This window comes from Mesorhizobium sp. M0029, from assembly GCF_040323735.1.
GTDB lineage: Bacteria > Pseudomonadota > Alphaproteobacteria > Rhizobiales > Rhizobiaceae > Mesorhizobium.
This window is the reverse complement of the sequence record NZ_JAMYVF010000017.1, coordinates 111662-126688: the sequence shown is the minus strand read 5'-3', so window position 1 is coordinate 126688 and position 15027 is coordinate 111662. Positions and strand designations below refer to the sequence as shown.

The 15027-nt window shown below is 58.5% G+C and carries 20 protein-coding genes; 9 read left to right on the top strand and 11 right to left on the bottom strand.

What is annotated here, in order from left to right; all coding sequences use genetic code 11:
* Complete coding sequence (locus NKJ76_RS24785; protein WP_352538586.1) at positions 1-600, top strand: cupin; 600 nt, start codon at positions 1-3, stop codon at positions 598-600.
* Position 601: 1 nt separating this feature from the next.
* On the opposite strand, the gene NKJ76_RS24780 is transcribed toward NKJ76_RS24785, so the two are convergent.
* The 6 genes from NKJ76_RS24780 to NKJ76_RS24755 form a co-directional block, all read right to left on the bottom strand.
* Positions 602-898 carry a SemiSWEET family sugar transporter gene (locus NKJ76_RS24780; RefSeq protein WP_023681146.1) on the bottom strand — a complete coding sequence of 99 codons (297 nt, stop codon included), beginning with the start codon at positions 896-898 and terminating at the stop codon, positions 602-604.
* Between the two features lie 15 nt (positions 899-913).
* Complete coding sequence (locus NKJ76_RS24775; protein ID WP_031207947.1) at positions 914-1483, bottom strand: hypothetical protein; 570 nt, start codon at positions 1481-1483, stop codon at positions 914-916.
* Between the two features lie 114 nt (positions 1484-1597).
* A complete protein-coding gene (gene xth / locus NKJ76_RS24770; RefSeq protein ID WP_023696334.1) occupies positions 1598-2374 on the bottom strand; it encodes an exodeoxyribonuclease III in 777 nt (258 codons plus the stop codon).
* Between the two features lie 68 nt (positions 2375-2442).
* Positions 2443-2655 (bottom strand): hypothetical protein, encoded by a 213-nt coding sequence (locus NKJ76_RS24765; RefSeq protein ID WP_245259911.1) that lies wholly within the window; start codon positions 2653-2655, stop codon positions 2443-2445.
* Entirely contained in the window at positions 2652-2807 is a 156-nt protein-coding gene (locus NKJ76_RS24760; protein ID WP_155923313.1) for a hypothetical protein, read from the bottom strand. The genes NKJ76_RS24765 and NKJ76_RS24760 overlap by 4 nt, the downstream gene beginning before the upstream one ends.
* 63 nt (positions 2808-2870) lie before the next feature.
* Complete coding sequence (locus tag NKJ76_RS24755; protein ID WP_023681150.1) at positions 2871-3398, bottom strand: YciE/YciF ferroxidase family protein; 528 nt, start codon at positions 3396-3398, stop codon at positions 2871-2873.
* Positions 3399-3821: 423 nt separating this feature from the next.
* On the opposite strand from NKJ76_RS24755, the gene NKJ76_RS24750 reads away from it, so the two are divergent.
* Entirely contained in the window at positions 3822-5222 is a 1401-nt protein-coding gene (locus NKJ76_RS24750; protein WP_352500317.1) for a phospholipase D family protein, read from the top strand.
* Positions 5223-5313: 91 nt separating this feature from the next.
* Here NKJ76_RS24750 and NKJ76_RS24745 read toward each other — a convergent pair whose 3' ends face one another.
* Positions 5314-5610 carry a hypothetical protein gene (locus tag NKJ76_RS24745; protein WP_023668045.1) on the bottom strand — a complete coding sequence of 99 codons (297 nt, stop codon included), beginning with the start codon at positions 5608-5610 and terminating at the stop codon, positions 5314-5316.
* 73 nt (positions 5611-5683) lie between these two features.
* Entirely contained in the window at positions 5684-6676 is a 993-nt protein-coding gene (locus NKJ76_RS24740) for a YihY/virulence factor BrkB family protein (RefSeq protein ID WP_023681152.1), read from the bottom strand.
* 194 nt (positions 6677-6870) lie between these two features.
* Here NKJ76_RS24740 and NKJ76_RS24735 point away from each other — a divergent pair, with 194 nt between their 5' ends.
* The 3 genes from NKJ76_RS24735 to ligD all read left to right on the top strand — a co-directional run bounded on the left by NKJ76_RS24735 (position 6871) and on the right by ligD (position 10196).
* Entirely contained in the window at positions 6871-7095 is a 225-nt protein-coding gene (locus NKJ76_RS24735; RefSeq protein ID WP_156933724.1) for a hypothetical protein, read from the top strand.
* The gene (locus NKJ76_RS24730; RefSeq protein ID WP_352538585.1) at positions 7092-7397 is read left to right on the top strand and encodes a hypothetical protein; all 306 of its coding nucleotides are present in this window, start codon (positions 7092-7094) and stop codon (positions 7395-7397) included. Before NKJ76_RS24735 ends, NKJ76_RS24730 begins: the two co-directional genes overlap by 4 nt.
* A 153-nt stretch (positions 7398-7550) precedes the next feature.
* Positions 7551-10196, top strand: a complete 2646-nt coding sequence (gene ligD, locus NKJ76_RS24725) for a DNA ligase D (protein ID WP_023712195.1) — start codon at positions 7551-7553, stop codon at positions 10194-10196.
* A gap of 55 nt (positions 10197-10251) precedes the next feature.
* Here the strand turns inward: ligD and NKJ76_RS24720 are convergent, their stop codons facing one another.
* On the bottom strand, positions 10252-10722 hold the full coding sequence (locus NKJ76_RS24720; RefSeq protein WP_023729497.1) for a GFA family protein: 471 nt from the start codon (positions 10720-10722) through the stop codon (positions 10252-10254).
* A 192-nt stretch (positions 10723-10914) separates the two neighbouring features.
* Between NKJ76_RS24720 and NKJ76_RS24715 the strand changes: the two genes are divergently transcribed.
* The 4 genes from NKJ76_RS24715 to NKJ76_RS24700 all read left to right on the top strand — a co-directional run bounded on the left by NKJ76_RS24715 (position 10915) and on the right by NKJ76_RS24700 (position 13939).
* Positions 10915-11139 carry a hypothetical protein gene (locus tag NKJ76_RS24715; RefSeq protein ID WP_352538584.1) on the top strand — a complete coding sequence of 75 codons (225 nt, stop codon included), beginning with the start codon at positions 10915-10917 and terminating at the stop codon, positions 11137-11139.
* A gap of 291 nt (positions 11140-11430) precedes the next feature.
* Positions 11431-12924: an alpha,alpha-trehalose-phosphate synthase (UDP-forming) gene (locus tag NKJ76_RS24710; RefSeq protein WP_352538583.1), complete on the top strand. Its 1494-nt coding sequence runs from the start codon at positions 11431-11433 to the stop codon at positions 12922-12924.
* Positions 12925-13170: 246 nt separating this feature from the next.
* Entirely contained in the window at positions 13171-13335 is a 165-nt protein-coding gene (locus NKJ76_RS24705; protein WP_352497953.1) for a hypothetical protein, read from the top strand.
* Positions 13336-13675: 340 nt separating this feature from the next.
* Entirely contained in the window at positions 13676-13939 is a 264-nt protein-coding gene (locus NKJ76_RS24700) for a hypothetical protein (protein ID WP_023681159.1), read from the top strand.
* A 222-nt stretch (positions 13940-14161) separates the two neighbouring features.
* Here the strand turns inward: NKJ76_RS24700 and NKJ76_RS24695 are convergent, their stop codons facing one another.
* Both NKJ76_RS24695 and NKJ76_RS24690 read right to left on the bottom strand, forming a co-directional pair.
* Positions 14162-14452, bottom strand: a complete 291-nt coding sequence (locus NKJ76_RS24695) for a hypothetical protein (protein ID WP_352538582.1) — start codon at positions 14450-14452, stop codon at positions 14162-14164.
* A 2-nt stretch (positions 14453-14454) separates the two neighbouring features.
* Positions 14455-15009: a response regulator gene (locus tag NKJ76_RS24690; protein WP_050588792.1), complete on the bottom strand. Its 555-nt coding sequence runs from the start codon at positions 15007-15009 to the stop codon at positions 14455-14457.
* Between the last annotated feature and the right edge of the window lie 18 nt (positions 15010-15027).

Here is a 15027-nt window from a genome sequence, read left to right as displayed (position 1 = left end):
ATGAGCATTTTGGAAACCAGCAAGAAAGTGATCGAGAACGTCACCGGTTTCGCAATACCGCGCAAGCAAGCTGTCGCCGGATTTGTGAGGCAGCGAAAGTCGAATGAGTTCTGGTTCAAGGATGATGGACTTGTACCCAATCATCCAGCATGGCCGCTCGTCGTTTATCGCGGCGCCGTCGAATTGCCCGAAGGACTTGATCCAGCAGCCGTCATGGAGGTGCTTTTCGATGCAAACGGATGGGGCGATAGCTGGCGAAACGGCATCTATGATTACGTTCACTATCATTCGCAAATACACGAGGTTCTGGGAATTGCGCGCGGAAATGCTGAAGTCCGATTTGGCGGCAAGAAAGGACGAACGCTGTCGCTGAAGGCCGGTGACGTCGCGGTCCTCCCGGCAGGGACCGGGCACCAATGCCTCTCGGCATCCGATGATTTTTTGGTTGTCGGCGCGTATCCTCCGTTTGGGAGTTATGACGAATGTAGGAGCAAGGATCAGCATAGCGATGCGCTCGCAACCATCCCCAGCGTGGGGCGTCCGCGCAAGGATCCTGCATATGGCAGCCAAGGTCCGCTGCTGAAAAGTTGGAAGCGCTAATTTAGTCGTCGGGGTCGAAAGCCTTGGCAACTGCGTCTTTCTCAGCCTGCGGCAGGACTGTCATTGTGAGAATGAAGGCTGACAGCAGGAGACAGACGCCATTCGTGATTATGATCGGCCACTCTGCCTTCATGATGCCGAAGGCCAGCCACAAGGCGAAGCCCAACACAGTGATGGCATACGTCGGCGCGGAGATGCCGCTTGTCTCCCGTGTCCTGATGATTTTCCAGGCTTGCGGGGTGAAACTGCTCATCGAGCAGACGGTCGCGAGATAGCCGATGAGCGTGACTGTCTGCATGGAAGCGGCCCTGGCCTACGTCGCAGATATGCGCTTGAGATCAGATACGCGGACCACGCCGTGCTGGCTGACAAAGGTCAGGGTGGAGGCCGTGCTCTGGCGCTGCGAAACGCCGGATATGCGATGGTCGCCTGTGTCATAAATCTCCATCTTTCCATGATCGTCGATGACCAGGCGGCTTCGCTCAGGAAACGCTGCGTAGCGCATATTGTTTTGAGAACCAGCGGCAGACGGGCTCCCAAGCTCCTCAGGCCACCATGAGCCGGCGTGGGCCATAGCTGCAGAACGATAGCTCACATTCGTGTCGGCGCGTTTTGGCTTGGCGGGATGATCGAGCAGGTAGGCCGAGAGCTCCGCCGCGATAGCGTTGAGCTTCGCCTTGAGGCTGTCATTGAACATGTCGCCGACCATCGTCATGCCGGAAGACCATTGTGACATTCCTCCGAAGTCGACGTGGCTGAACTGGGCCATGGTTCCACCACCACGCCGCAACGCCTCGAGGACAGCCATGACAGCGCCATCGGTGACGCCATGCTGGCGTGCAAGACGCGCAATCAGTTCAGCTTCCTTTTGACTGTTTGTCATCATTGCGTCCTTTGAATCGCTTGGCGCCGGAAGTCCTCATTGCTGGCATGACATGCGGCCAAATCTAATCACGAAGGAGCGCCACCAGGCCTTCAGGCTCCTTGCCGAGGAAGCTCAATCAAGTTCTATCCAGGCTGGGGCATGATCGCTCGGCTTGTCCCATGCACGCGTTTCGGCATCTACTCCGGCATTCTTCAGGCGATCCAATAGGGATGAACTCAGCAAGAGATGGTCCATCCGGAGCCCGGAACTCCGATCGTACCCGCCGCGGTAGGAGAAGTTCCAATAGGTGTAAATTCCCTTTTCTGGATGAATGCGACGGACGGCATCGATCCAGCCCTGAGCAAGCATTTCGGCGTACGCGCTCCGGCTCTCGGGGAAGTAAACGGCATCGCCAACCCAGCGCCCCGGCACCGCCGCGTCGATCGGGCCTGGAACGACGTTATAGTCGCCGCACAGGATGGTCGGTGAGCTATCGCCGAGCAGCACCTGGCCATAGGTGATCAAACGTTGGAACCAGCGAAGTTTGTAGTCGAACTTCGGCCCCGGCGCTGGATTGCCATTGGGCAAATACAGGCAGCCGACAACAAGCCCATTCACATCAGCCTCGATGTAGCGGCTGTGCGAATCGTCGGGATCGCCCGGCAGACCTCGACGACGTTCCAGCGGCTCAATCCCGCGAGCGAGGATTGCCACGCCATTGTAGGATTTCTGTCCGTGCCAGATTGCGCCATAGCCGGCGTTTCTAATCGCATCGACGGGAAATTTTTCGTCAGAGGTCTTCAGTTCTTGAAGGCAGACGATGTCATAGCCGGTTTCGCCAAGCCACTTGAGAAGCACTGGCAGTCGGCCGTTGACGCCATTGACGTTGAAGGTTGCGATGCGGGTCATCTCGACGATTTAACGTCTTTGCGCCGATTCGATGCGACATAGGGTCGGTAGCCAAATCTTGCCTTTTGTCATCGTCCATCTGCATTTTTGCTCGAAGCATTGGTGCTTTGACCGGAAGCAGCGGATGTCTTTGCATCTTTGGAATGCGCGGCAATCGCCGGACCCGCGCCGGTAGCTTTACGCATATCGCCGCTCCCCTTGCCGTCAGTCGATTTCTTGCTCAACAGTCCTGAGAAATATTTTCCAAAGAAGCCCATCCGACTCTCCATCTTGGCGCTCATTCGGCGACTTTGCGGGCCCTGAACTCATCTCTGCGCTGTTCTCGCAACTGCCGAGGATCGCTGCGCGAACCACCAAGGGCGCGGCGCCTGACCAGCGCGGCCGAACACTCAAGCAGGAAACATTCCAGTCCTTTGTAGATATGCGTGATCATGTCCTTCATCTCCCGGGACCGCCTCGGCACATAGGTCGCCGAGGCGGTTGGGTAGGCGATCAATCAAGCCGCTTTCCGTTCTGCCGCTCGTTCGTTGACGCCGGCTTCACCGAGGGCAGTCAGCGCCTCGTCGGTGGCCTTCTCCTCCTCAAGTGTCGCATTGAGGAGCGCAACCACGTCATCCTTGCCGAGCGTCGTAGCCCAGGCAATCAGGGTTCCATACCTGGCAATCTCATAGTGCTCCACGGCTTGCGCGGCACCGACGAGCCCTGCATCGAGCGAAGTCGAACCCTTGTACTCCTGAAGGATTTCAGATCCTTCCTCCAGGATGCCGTCGATCGCCGGGCAGGTTTTGCCGCGCGCGGCCGCGCCGAGAATCTCGAAGACCTCCTCCAGACGTTCGACCTGCCCCTCGGTTTCAGCGAGGTGCTTCTCGAATGCTGCCGAAACTTGCTCTTCGGATGCGCCTTTGGCCATCTTCGGCAAGGCTTTCAGAATTTTCTTCTCGGCATAGTAGATGTCTTTGAGGCCATCGAGGAAAAGGTCCTCCAGGTCCTTGTTGTTGCCATTGGCTTTCTTGGCAGTGGGCATTGTGCCGTCTCCTCTGTTGAAAATTGCCCGTCGCGAGCATTTTCTTAACTCGGAAACCCGAACCCGGTTCCGGGATAATGGAGATATCTAAATTTAAAGGGTCCTGCGCTTCACTGAGAACAACGACCACGTCATTCTCGTCGAAGAGCCGCGGCGGGGCGCACGCCATCGGGCTCCCGCCAACGGTCGTGCGGTCTGAGGGCCTGGGACTGCAGGAGACGCAAGTTCCGCGGCGGCAGCAGAGCAGTCGGGGCAACGCCTCTCAAGCCTCCTGACCGCTCTGCAGCCGCTTGATTGCTGGCCCTACTTGCATCCAGCAATTGGGTGATTGGACGCTGCGTATGCAACCAGAATACCTCAGAATGGTTCTAGCTATGATTTGAGCGGGATGGCAGCGAGCGCCGTCCAAAGGTGGCAATTTTTATGGACGTATCACTTTCGCGAACCGCAGACGACAACATCAAGGCCGGCAAGAGCGGCTTGCTGCTTGTCTCGGACAATTATGACGCTTTCGCCGTGCGCGTGCTGGCGGCAAGGAGCGCTGAGCGCAGCCTCGACCTGATGTATTACCTTTGGCATGATGACCACACCGGCCGCTTGCTGCTTCGCGAGGTTTTTCGAGCTGCTGAGCGCGGTGTTCGGGTGCGCATGCTCCTTGACGACGTCAATCCGCGCAAAAATGATGCGGCATATCTGGCGCTGAACCACCATCCAAACATCGAACTGAAGTTGTTCAATCCGAGCGGTATCAGGCGCGGCCGGATCATGCGTGGTGTGGAAGTGCTGTTGCGGCTCTTTGCATTGACGCGACGGATGCACAACAAGGCTTGGATCGTTGACGACAAATTTGCCATTGTCGGCGGTCGGAATGTTGGCGATGCCTATTTCGATGCGGCAGAAACCAATTTCCGGGATCTCGATCTGCTGCTCCTGGGGCCTGCGGTACGGCAAACCGCGGCGATATTCGATGCCTTCTGGGCTTGCAATGAAGCCAAGCCAATCAAAACCTTGGGATCAGTGGCTGAGCATGAGCATGCCAAATGGCTTGAAGGAAGCGATACCGGCCCCGATCCCAAATTCCTGAACGGCATCGGCAACCGGGGCTCGATCACGGAGTTTATTGCGGCCAGCAACGACGTTCATTGGGTGGATGGCGTGCGGGTCATCTCCGATCCGCCGGAGAAAGTTCGTGGTTGGAGACGTCGCAGCTGGCTTATGAAAGAGCTGCGTCCGATCATCCAATCCACGCGCGGGTGTCTGGAAATTGTGTCGCCCTATTTCATCCCCGGCAAAAGGGGCACAGCGATCTTGCTGGACCTTGTCGGCGCCGGTGTTGACGTTTCGGTTCTGACCAATTCCCTGGCCGCCACGGACGTCGCCGCAGTCCATGGCGCTTACGCAAACTATCGCAAGCGGCTGCTGAGGAATGGCGTCAATATTTTCGAGCTTCAGCCGTTCAACCGGCGCTCCGCAATCTCGGTGTTTGGCTCGAAGGGCGCCAGTCTGCATACGAAAGCTTTCACCGTCGACGACAATATCGGCTTCGTCGGTTCCTTCAATTTCGATCCACGGTCAGTGTCCTTGAACTCGGAAATGGGCGTGCTGTTTGAGGATCCGAAATTGGTCGCCGAGCTGCGGCATCGATTCCAATCGGAAATATCTCCGGAAACAAGCTATCGGCTCGAACTGAAGCACAATGTTCTGCATTGGCATGGATGCGGCGAAGGCAAGATTCAGGACTATACGCATGAACCAGAAGCCGGATTTTTTCGCCGTATCCTGGCGGTCTTCGTCCGTCACCTCCCGATCGAATCTCAGCTCTAGCATCCGACGATGGCCGAGGACCTCGCGATCTCAGCAAATTGCCCTGCCGGGGATCGCGTGAGCGAAACGTGAAACCCTGATCTACCACGGGTCAGCCAGACCGCATCACACCCGGTTCTTCGACAACCGCGTCGCCAATCCCATGCTGTCCGGCGTCCGGATCACTCGGCAACACGTCGGAAAAATTGACTGTGGCGACCAGGTATCCGGCTTCATCGTAGACCTTGATAGTCGATCCCGATTGCTTGGTTCCTGACCCAGGATCCGCCGCCACCGCTACGCGCGCCATCTCTATTGCTCTCGGACTGGCCATCTCCGCACTCGCTAGCTCTTCCTCGAGAGCGGTAGTCTGGCCGGATACTGTCGTCTCAAAGCGGAATTTTGGCATGGGCAACCTCCTGTTCCTATGCAATTCCGGTGTCCGGGTTGCGTTCCAAAGAAACAGAATTGGTGGGAAGCAGCTAAGATCGCCGCGATGGCCAGACCCGTGTCGCCACGAAGGTCAGCAAACCCGTGATCACAATCCAGGCCTGCACCTCGCGTTGGATAGTTGGCCCAGGGTTCGATGTCTGTCGCGACGGGCTCTCTGCCTCCACTATCGGTTGAAGGTCGGACCGACTGCCGAGACGGACGGAATAGGCCCGCGTGAACTCGGCGCCGAGCAGGAATATCTCAGACGAATAGTAAACCCAAAGCAGCACGACCAGCAGTGCACCCGCCGCGCCATAGGAGGATGCGATCGCGCTGGTTCCGATATACCAGCCAATCAGCGACTTGCCGATGGTGAAGAGCAAAGCGGTCACTGCCGCGCCAATTGCGACATCGCGCCAAGCGAGCGACCGGTCCGGCAGGATCTTGAAGATCGCGGCAAACAGAGCGGAAATCAGCACGAATGATACAATGCCGTTTATCGACGCGAGAATGATGGTGCCGAACGGCAGATGGGCGTTGATGACAGCGCCAAGCGCGGAAATGGCGGCACTCGCCGCCAACGACACAAGCAGTAGAAATCCCAACGCTGCAACCAGACCCAGGCTGGCCGCCCGCGCCCGCACCAATCGCGACACAGACATGGGTGGTGGGTCAATCTTCCAGATTGTGTTGAGCGAAAGCTGCATTTCGCCAAACACCCCGGAGGCTGTCACGAAGAGGGTGACGATGCCCACCAAGGTGGCAAGAGTGCCGGCGGTTCTGTGAGAAGCGCTTTCGATGGTGCTGCGCAGAAGGTCGCCGGTTTGCGATCCCATCACGCCTGCGATTTCGGCCGACAGAGCGAGTTGAGCTGCTTCATGCCCAAAGACAAGTCCAGCAATCGCAACAACGATCAACAAGATCGGGGCCAGGGACGTAACGGCATAGAACGCCATCGCCGCACCGTGGCTGAGGGCATTGTCGTTGATGAATCCGAGGATGCTCTCCTTGCCAAGAACCCAGGCTTCGCGTGCCACCCGCATGGGGAATTCCTTTTACCTCAACGAGCAACCTAGTGCTGTCGGCAACGAAAGCGAGACCTGCCGCCAGTGCGCGAGGCGCGATTGCCGAGACACGCCCGCTTGTCTCTGCACCAACGGCCAGAAATGTTCCATGCGGCGCCGGAACTCGCCGGGCTCGTAACGGTTATCGGTCATCCGATTGGAGTGATCAAAAAATGCCTGATAATGAAAACCATCGCGAGACCGGCGCAACGAAGTACCCGGCTAGAACAGGTCCTGATCCTTCGGATGCGTTCTCTCAGGATGCGGCCGGCAACAAGAAACCCAAGAGTGGGGTCGGTCTGACGCGGCCAGTCAATGAGGTGGATGACAAGACGCACCAATCCGATGGCCAGAACGCCCCGGCGAGGCCGGGCGGCGGAAACACGGTCAAGCCATGAACGTTGCCAATCTTCAGCTTGAAGGGTTGATGATGGCGGTCGCGTCAATCAACAATCTGCTCGTTCACAAAGGTCTGCTGTCAATTGACGAGATCGATACCGCCCTGCGAAAGGCAGAGGCGTCCATGACAAGTGACGAGCGGACCTACGAAGATATGTCACCGGCCAACCGTGACGCGATCTGCTTCCCGATCCGGCTTCTGCAGATCGCAAACAACGCGCAAGGCGAACTGGACATCCCACCATTTCCAGAGCTTGCAAAAATGGTTGGGCAAACCAAGGAACCTCAACGTCAGCGGTGACGACATCACGTGTAATCTCCGTGAATGCCTACATTTGACGGCGATGCCACTCTGAAGCGGAAAAGCAGCATCGGCGCCGTCTCGGCTATGAACCGAACCAAATCTCACCCACTGCGTTGAGTTCGGCGTTGCGTCATTAGTCGGGGCACTTCCATGAAAACGGGCGAGCTTTCCACCTACCGGGCCAAAAGGGATTTCGCGAAGACGAAAGAGCCCAGCGGCGAAAGCTCGATTGCGGGTTCGAACCGACTCCGGTTCGTCATCCAAAAACACGCGGCCACGCGGCTGCACTATGATCTTCGCCTCGAGCTTGGCGGGGTCTTCAAATCATGGGCTGTGACCAAAGGTCCATCACTGGATCCTCACGACAAACGACTTGCCGTGGAGGTTGAGGATCACCCGCTGGAGTACGGCGACTTCGAAGGCACGATTCCCCAAGGACAATATGGTGGCGGCACGGTGCAGTTGTGGGATCGCGGATATTGGGAACCGGAAGGCGCCATGTCTCCCGAAAAGGCGTTGGAAAAAGGCGACCTGAAATTCACGCTGCAGGGCAAGCGCCTGCATGGAAGCTTCGTCCTCGTGCGCATGAAGCATGACCGCAATGGCGGGAAGCGGACCAACTGGCTGCTGATAAAACACCGCGACAAATACGCGACAGAGGGCAATGGCGATGCGGTGCTGGCTCAGGATCGATCCGTCGCCTCGGGTCGGAGCATGGAGAGGATTGCAGCGGGGAAGGGGGCAGGTCCGAAGCCGTTCATGATGAAAGGTTCATCGTTGGCCGATGCGGATGCCGTTTGGGACAGCAAGCGCGGCCATGCGGCCGACGAGCGCGCCGCCAGGTCGGCAATGCCTGCTCCGCGGCCGAAGCGAGCCGGTCCTGCCTCAGCGGCGAAGATGCCCGACTTCATCCCACCACAGCTTTGCGCGACGCTCTCCCGGCCGCCGGCCGGGACGAACTGGGTTCACGAAATCAAGTTTGACGGTTATCGCGTCCAGTTGCGCGTGGAAGACAAGGACATCGCCCTTAAGACCCGCAAGGGTCTTGACTGGACGGAGAAATTTGGCGCCATCGCAAAGGAGGCCGCCAGCCTTCCCAATGTCATCATCGACGGCGAGATCGTAGCGCTTGGCGAGAACGGGGCGCCCGATTTTGCCGCACTGCAGGCAGCGCTGTCGGAGCGCCGGACGAAGGACCTGATCTACTTTGCCTTTGACCTGCTCTTCGCAAATGGCGTCGATCTGCGAAAGATGCCTCTCTCACAACGGAAGGAACGTCTGAGCGAGATGCTCGGCGAAGTCGATCGCGGCGAGCAAAATCTCATCCGCTATGTCGAGCACTTCAGCAATGGCGGCGACGCGGTGCTGCGTTCTGCCTGTCGCCTGTCGCTTGAGGGGATTGTCTCCAAAAAGGCCGATGCGACCTATGTTTCGGGGAGGACCGACACCTGGGCCAAATCGAAATGCCGCGCCGGGCATGAGGTGGTCATCGGCGGCTGGTCGACGACCAACGGCAAATTCCGGTCATTGCTCGTCGGCGTCAATCGCGGTGAACATTTCGCCTATATCGGCCGTGTGGGGACCGGATTCAGCGAGGCAAAGGTCAAGCAGCTGATGCCCAGGCTGCAGGAGATGAAAGCCGCGACGTCGCCGTTTACCGGCGATGGCGCACCGAAAAGGAATTCAACCGTCTTCTGGACGAAGCCGGAATTGGTCGCGGAAATCGAGTTCGCCGGCTGGACCGGGGGTGGCAATATCCGGCAGGCCGCCTTCAAAGGCCTGCGTGAAGACAAGCCCGCAAAAGACGTCGAGGCCGAGCGTCCAGCCGATCCTCAAGAGACGCCGATTGCCGACCCTGCCAAGGTGACTGGCAAGACAGGAAAAAGCCCGGTTGTCATGGGCGTCATCATTTCCAAGCCGGACAAGCCGCTTTGGCCGAATGCCGGCGACGGTCAGCCCGTCGACAAGCTCGATCTTGCAGAATATTTCGAGACCGTTGGCCCCTGGATGATCAGACATATCAAAGGTCGTCCCTGTTCACTCGTGCGTGCGCCGGATGGCTACGCCGGCGAGCAGTTTTTCCAGCGCCACGCAATGCCAGGCACATCCAATCTGCTGGAACTGGTAAAAGTCTTCGGCGACCACAAACCGTATCTGCAAATCGACCGCGTCGAGGGTCTGGCCGCGATCGCCCAGATAGGCGGCCTTGAGCTTCACCCCTGGAATTGCCAGCCGGGTCATCCCGAAATACCTGGCCGACTTGTCTTCGACCTTGACCCCGGTCCGGAAGTCCCTTTTGCGAAGGTGGTCGCGGCAGCCAAGGAAATGCGCGATCGTCTCGAAGATCTGGGCTTGGTGAGCTTCTGCAAAACCACGGGCGGCAAAGGCTTGCATGTCGTGACGCCATTGGCGGCCGAACGCAGCAAGACGACATGGGCCGAGGCCAAGGCCTTCGCAAAGGCCGTCTGCATCCAGATGGCGGCAGATAGCCCGGATCTCTACCTCGTCAACATGGCCAAGAAGCTGCGGACATCCCGGATTTTTCTCGACTATCTCAGGAATGATCGCATGGCGACAGCCGTCGCCCCTCTCTCCCCTCGCGCCAGGGAAGGCGCGACTGTATCCATGCCGCTGACCTGGAGTCAGGTGAAGGCGGATCTCGATCCGAAAAAATACACCGTTCGCACGGTCCCGGGCCACCTGAAAAAGACCGTCGCCTGGGCTGACTACGACGATGGCGAACGGTCGATCAGCAGTGCCATCAAACGGATTGGTTCAGCGAAGCTCGCCGCATGACGACCTCGGTTCGCGCTGGCTTGCAGGTACGAGGCCCAAAGTCCAACCTCCTGCCTCACCGGTCTCTGGGATTGCCCAGGGCGGGGTCGCGCGCCCGGGTGTAGCCCTCGACGCGAGGCAAACCGTCATCCATCCTGATAAACGGCAGCCGCATTTCCCAATAGGCTTGAGCTTGGGGATGGAACTTCTCGGGCGCGTCCATGAATCCGATCGAGATGTAGAACTCATTTGGCAAGCCTTCATCGGTGTACCCAATCGAGGTGCCACATTCCGAACAGAAGGAGCGCACGACGCCCCTGGTTTTCGAGAATGTTTTTGGTTTTGGGCCGAGCCAATGGACCTGATCTGGACGATAGCCAATCCAGATCGTCAGTGGGCTGCCGATCGCTCGTCGGCAGTCATCGTCGTGGTCGAAACAAATCCAAAAGGGATCGCCACTGAATTCAGCTGTGATGGCTCCGCAAAAGCAATGCCCTCGATCAATCCGGGCCGGTTTTCTGATCGTCGTTCGGGGTTTGTCGTCCATGGTAATCTTCCCGCCAGCGTGGTGGCGTAACGCCGCGGACGGCAAGCAGTTCCTTTGGACGTCACAGAGCCGCAGATGCGCGCAACCGGCGGGCTGCTCGTCAATATCATTTGAGGCAGATCAGGCCTTAGTTTGTTGGGAACATTTTTTCAGGTCCGCACTTTGTTCGCCGTCTGACCAATGGAGGCGACCTTGAAAACACGACGCATCGACAGGGAAAAGCTCGAGAGGGCGGATCGAGAAGCCAAGTTGCTGTTGGAAGCGGAGCGGCATGCCAGGGAAGCCAAGACGGCGCGGCTTAGAGAACAGCGACAGTTGTTGGAGGCATCGATAGCGCAGACCCCGCCCGCGCCCGTAGCCGCAAAGCAGCCGCCCCGCCAACGAAAGCCGACGCGCAAGGTAATCGAGGTGGACTGACGGTTTGGTCAGTTGGGGCTTTTGCCAAGGTGGGGAGTTGATATGACAGGGCAGGGGATCCGGCAGCATGAATACCAAAGCGGTAAGTCCGGCCGTCGCCAAAGCGGCTGCTCGGCGTGCTGGATCGGGGTCTCATCACCGGTGCGTCCGACGACGATCCTGCGAGAGCCGCTGAAAAAGGCGCCGAGCGGGCCGAGAATGTGATCCAGCGAGTCCGGCTGGACACTTACGTCGGGAACAATCGCACGCGCGGACCGTTCCCCAAGCGATCTTCACGCTCAGGATTTGCTCTTGTTGCAGCGACCGGATGAAATTTTCAACGAGGCCTCGCAAACGGTTGGTGATCCCCTTGAGCGCGACGCCTTAGGTGGGGAGGCTGAGCTAACTGGCGATCGCGCCATCCCGCGTCGTCTGGTTGTCGTCTCGAACAGGCTGGGGAACATTCGCGATCTGTCGCAAGCCGGCGGACTTGCTGTAGGCATCGGGGATGCGTTGGCCGAGCGTGGAGGCCTGTGGCTAGGAGCAAGCGCTGAGTATCAGGACTACGCCGCGAGCGACGAACCGCTGATCCGCTTGGAACGCGTGGGAAAGATCGAGACGGCTGCGCTTACCCTGCCCTATGAGGAGTATTCGCTCTATTACAATGGCTATGCCAACAGCACGCTGTGGCCGCTTTTTCATTACCGACTCGACCTGGTGAACCACCGGGCAGAGTTTCTACACGCCTACCGGCAGATCAATGCGCGGTTCGCGAAGGCGCTCGCAGGACTGCTGTCGGGCAACGACGACCTGGTGTGGGTTCACGACTACCACCTTATCCCCTTGGCCGCCCAGTTGCGGCGGCTGGGAGTCCGGAATCGGATCGGTTTCTTTCTTCACATACCGTTCCCGCCGCCTGACTTGTTTGTAGCCACGCCCGACCATGAAGAACTCATCGATGATCTGCTTCAATATGACGTCGTGGGATTCCAGACCGAAACGGACGTGGGGAATTTCCGGCGCTCAGTGCAGGCGGCCAACTCCACTACTTTTGATATCAATGGTTCGGCTGAGATGAACGGCCGCACGGTGTTATCGAGGTGTTTTCCGATAGGCATCGACGTCGATTCAATCGCACGCATGGCCAATGAGGCGGCGGAGGATGTGCAGATCGATTCCATGCGCCGCCAGATTCTGGGCCTCAAGCAAATCATCGGCGTCGATCGGCTGGACTACTCCAAGGGTCTCCCCGGCCGCATGCAGGCTTTCGCGCGTCTTTTGCAAAGGCATCCGGAGCAAGAGCGGGCGGCAACCTATTTGCAGATTGCGTCGCCGACGCGCGAGGAGGTCAGCGCCTATGCCGACATCCGGGCCCAGCTTGAGGCAACCGCCGGCGCGGTCAACGGAAGATACGCGGATTTGGCTTGGACCCCGATCCGCTACATCCACCGTGCCGTATCACGCTCTCGGCTTGCTGGCCTGTTGCGCGCTAGCCAGGTCGGATTGGTCACGCCCCTGCGTGACGGAATGAACCTCGTCGCCAAGGAATACATAGCCGCGCAGGACGAAGCCGATCCCGGAGTGCTGGTGTTGTCGCGTTTTGCAGGTGCGGCCGAAGAACTTGCCGAATCCTTGATCGTAAACCCGTATGCCGTCGACGAGGTTGCCGATGCGATCGCAAAAGCGCTCGCGATGCCGCTTGAGGAAAGAATTGCAAGGCATAGTGCACTGCTCAAGCGCATCACGCGCAATGACGCAGCAGAATGGCGGCGGTCATTTCTCGCCACGCTCGCGGGTGAGAACTAGCGCCTGGCATCGATGCCTGAACCCGTCCGTGTGTCACGCGTCCCACACGGTCATAGCCCGGCCATAACCCGGCTTGCCTAGCAGTTCGAAAGGCCTTGAAGCTGATCGTGTATCTTGTCCGTCCGCATCAGAACCTTTTCGCTCGTTTGACGGAAGCGCGATAGCCCGCCTCAATCGGTGGACTATCGAAGGTTCCACGGAACACACCGCCGGTCCGGTCGTTTGGGCTCTGATAGGAGATCTGCGATGACAAGGAACCCCACGCGAAAGGACAGTGATCTCTCTGAAAAAGAGGCAATCAAGTTGGCCGAAGTCACCGACGTGTCACCCGGGCAGGCCAAAGAGCTTGCAGCCGAGCACGGCATAGACGGCGCCAAGAAGGAAGCAAGAAATTACAAGGCGGAGGGCTGACTATGGCGGCCAGTGGATCCGCAAACGACAGAGACGCACGAGCCACCCTCTACGCACAAGCAGTAATGGAAGCCGAGCGTAAAGCGCGGGAAGAGAAAACGGCGCGATTGCGCAAAGCCCGTTTGGCGCATGAGGCGGTCAATCCGCCTGCACCCGAGCAGAAACCGGCAGTGCCGGAAACGCCAAAGCGGGTCGCCAAACCAGGCAGCCGAAAAGCTGGAGAAGATTAGCTTCAGCTTTCTTCAGCTGTGCCGGTGGCCGGCGCCGGGGAAGAGCAGACCGTGCGGTCGATCTGCACGATAAATTTGTATCTCATCGAATGACACAAAGGAGTCCAGTGATGACGGAGCATGTGTCCCGGAAGGAAGAACAGCGTGGCACCCGAAATGTACTCGGGTGGGGCGTCGTCATTGCGGCTGTGATCTTCGTCGCACTGCTAGCCTTCTTTGTGTTCATACCCCTTTCAGGCGGATCGTGGCAGACATCGCCAGTAAAGCGCACCCCGGAACAGAACCAAGGCGGCAATGCCCCCGCCGAGACATCACCCGCGCCCGGCGTTAAAAAGAACCCGCAAGAAAATACCGAGATGCCAGGGCAGCAGTGATCGACCTTGGGCTGCGACCCAAGTTGGCCCTGATCTTCCTGGTCTCATCGGCGTCATGATGGGATCAGGGCCTTCTGGGCGCAGGAACCGCTGAGCTATTGAGGCTGGGGTTTCGCCCACATCGAGCGCAGAAAGATTACCGCAGCAGCATCGGTCTGGCGAACGAGGCGATGACGCCATCGTGGAACTCGAGGCACATCAAGATGCCTAGCTGCAGGCCGTTCAGTTGGGATTTTTCAGCTGCTTTGACAACAGCAGTTGCTGCTGCAGCTCAAGGGCGAGCTTCAACAGCCGTTCAGGTGTTTCCTCTTCCGCGATTTCGTCGAGCAGCGCTGCGAGTGCGTCGCCCTCAACAGGATCGCGGAATGAGTCAGGTTTGGTTTGCGGAGGTTTGGCCACGAGGATTTCTAGCAGGAATGCGGCCGTATTTGCAAGACGAAGCGAAGCGCTCTTGGGGAGGGGTACCATAGCGGGGGCGGTCGACAGGGCGGCCTGCGGCAAACTATCGGACAATCTTAATTCATGATGCCAGACCTGTCGTTGCGGAGCACCTCCTCCATGAGTGTATTGAGCCATTCGCTCAAGGGAAGGTCATGCCGCGTCGACAACCGCTCCTCCAGCGCCGCCTTCAATGTCCGTTCGACGAGGCGATCGGCCGCCTGTGGGTCGCCCAGCAGCAGCCGCGCGGACAGCCTCAGTTTTGGAAGAGCGCGGAAAACATTGTCTTCACCAAGCGCCGTTGATTGCGCGGCGAGGATCCCGGCAACCGTCCTGAACCCGGCCGGCTTGGAGAGGTTTTGGGTGTACCGGAACCGCTCCGGTAGGGTGATCTGATCGTTTCCGGAGAAGAATACGAACGGGATGCCTCTGTCCGTCAGCTCATCGGCGAGGGGAAAAACAGTCTCACCGTTAAGATCGATGTCCAGCACCGCCCCATCCGCTGAATCGATATATCGTCGAGCCCGGCTGACTGACGACACCGGCCCCAAAACGGTCGCCCCACAATCGCTGAAATAAGAGGCAAGTTCGCTTGCCAGCAAGAATTCGTCCTCGACGAGCAGAATTCGCATGCCTAATAACATAGCAGC

Excerpts from the sequence above, each read along its gene's own strand:
- NKJ76_RS24785 (WP_352538586.1), top strand. The coding sequence starts at position 1 with ATGAGCATTTTGGAAACCAGCAAGAAAGTGATCGAGAACGTCACCGGT.
- NKJ76_RS24780 (WP_023681146.1), bottom strand. The coding sequence starts at position 898 with ATGCAGACAGTCACGCTCATCGGCTATCTCGCGACCGTCTGCTCGATG.
- NKJ76_RS24775 (WP_031207947.1), bottom strand. The coding sequence starts at position 1,483 with ATGACAAACAGTCAAAAGGAAGCTGAACTGATTGCGCGTCTTGCACGC.
- xth (WP_023696334.1), bottom strand. The coding sequence starts at position 2,374 with ATGACCCGCATCGCAACCTTCAACGTCAATGGCGTCAACGGCCGACTG.
- NKJ76_RS24765 (WP_245259911.1), bottom strand. The coding sequence starts at position 2,655 with ATGAGCGCCAAGATGGAGAGTCGGATGGGCTTCTTTGGAAAATATTTC.
- NKJ76_RS24760 (WP_155923313.1), bottom strand. The coding sequence starts at position 2,807 with ATGATCACGCATATCTACAAAGGACTGGAATGTTTCCTGCTTGAGTGT.
- NKJ76_RS24755 (WP_023681150.1), bottom strand. The coding sequence starts at position 3,398 with ATGCCCACTGCCAAGAAAGCCAATGGCAACAACAAGGACCTGGAGGAC.
- NKJ76_RS24750 (WP_352500317.1), top strand. The coding sequence starts at position 3,822 with ATGGACGTATCACTTTCGCGAACCGCAGACGACAACATCAAGGCCGGC.
- NKJ76_RS24745 (WP_023668045.1), bottom strand. The coding sequence starts at position 5,610 with ATGCCAAAATTCCGCTTTGAGACGACAGTATCCGGCCAGACTACCGCT.
- NKJ76_RS24740 (WP_023681152.1), bottom strand. The coding sequence starts at position 6,676 with ATGCGGGTGGCACGCGAAGCCTGGGTTCTTGGCAAGGAGAGCATCCTC.
- NKJ76_RS24735 (WP_156933724.1), top strand. The coding sequence starts at position 6,871 with ATGCCTGATAATGAAAACCATCGCGAGACCGGCGCAACGAAGTACCCG.
- NKJ76_RS24730 (WP_352538585.1), top strand. The coding sequence starts at position 7,092 with ATGAACGTTGCCAATCTTCAGCTTGAAGGGTTGATGATGGCGGTCGCG.
- ligD (WP_023712195.1), top strand. The coding sequence starts at position 7,551 with ATGAAAACGGGCGAGCTTTCCACCTACCGGGCCAAAAGGGATTTCGCG.
- NKJ76_RS24720 (WP_023729497.1), bottom strand. The coding sequence starts at position 10,722 with ATGGACGACAAACCCCGAACGACGATCAGAAAACCGGCCCGGATTGAT.
- NKJ76_RS24705 (WP_352497953.1), top strand. The coding sequence starts at position 13,171 with ATGACAAGGAACCCCACGCGAAAGGACAGTGATCTCTCTGAAAAAGAG.
- NKJ76_RS24700 (WP_023681159.1), top strand. The coding sequence starts at position 13,676 with ATGACGGAGCATGTGTCCCGGAAGGAAGAACAGCGTGGCACCCGAAAT.
- NKJ76_RS24690 (WP_050588792.1), bottom strand. The coding sequence starts at position 15,009 with ATGCGAATTCTGCTCGTCGAGGACGAATTCTTGCTGGCAAGCGAACTT.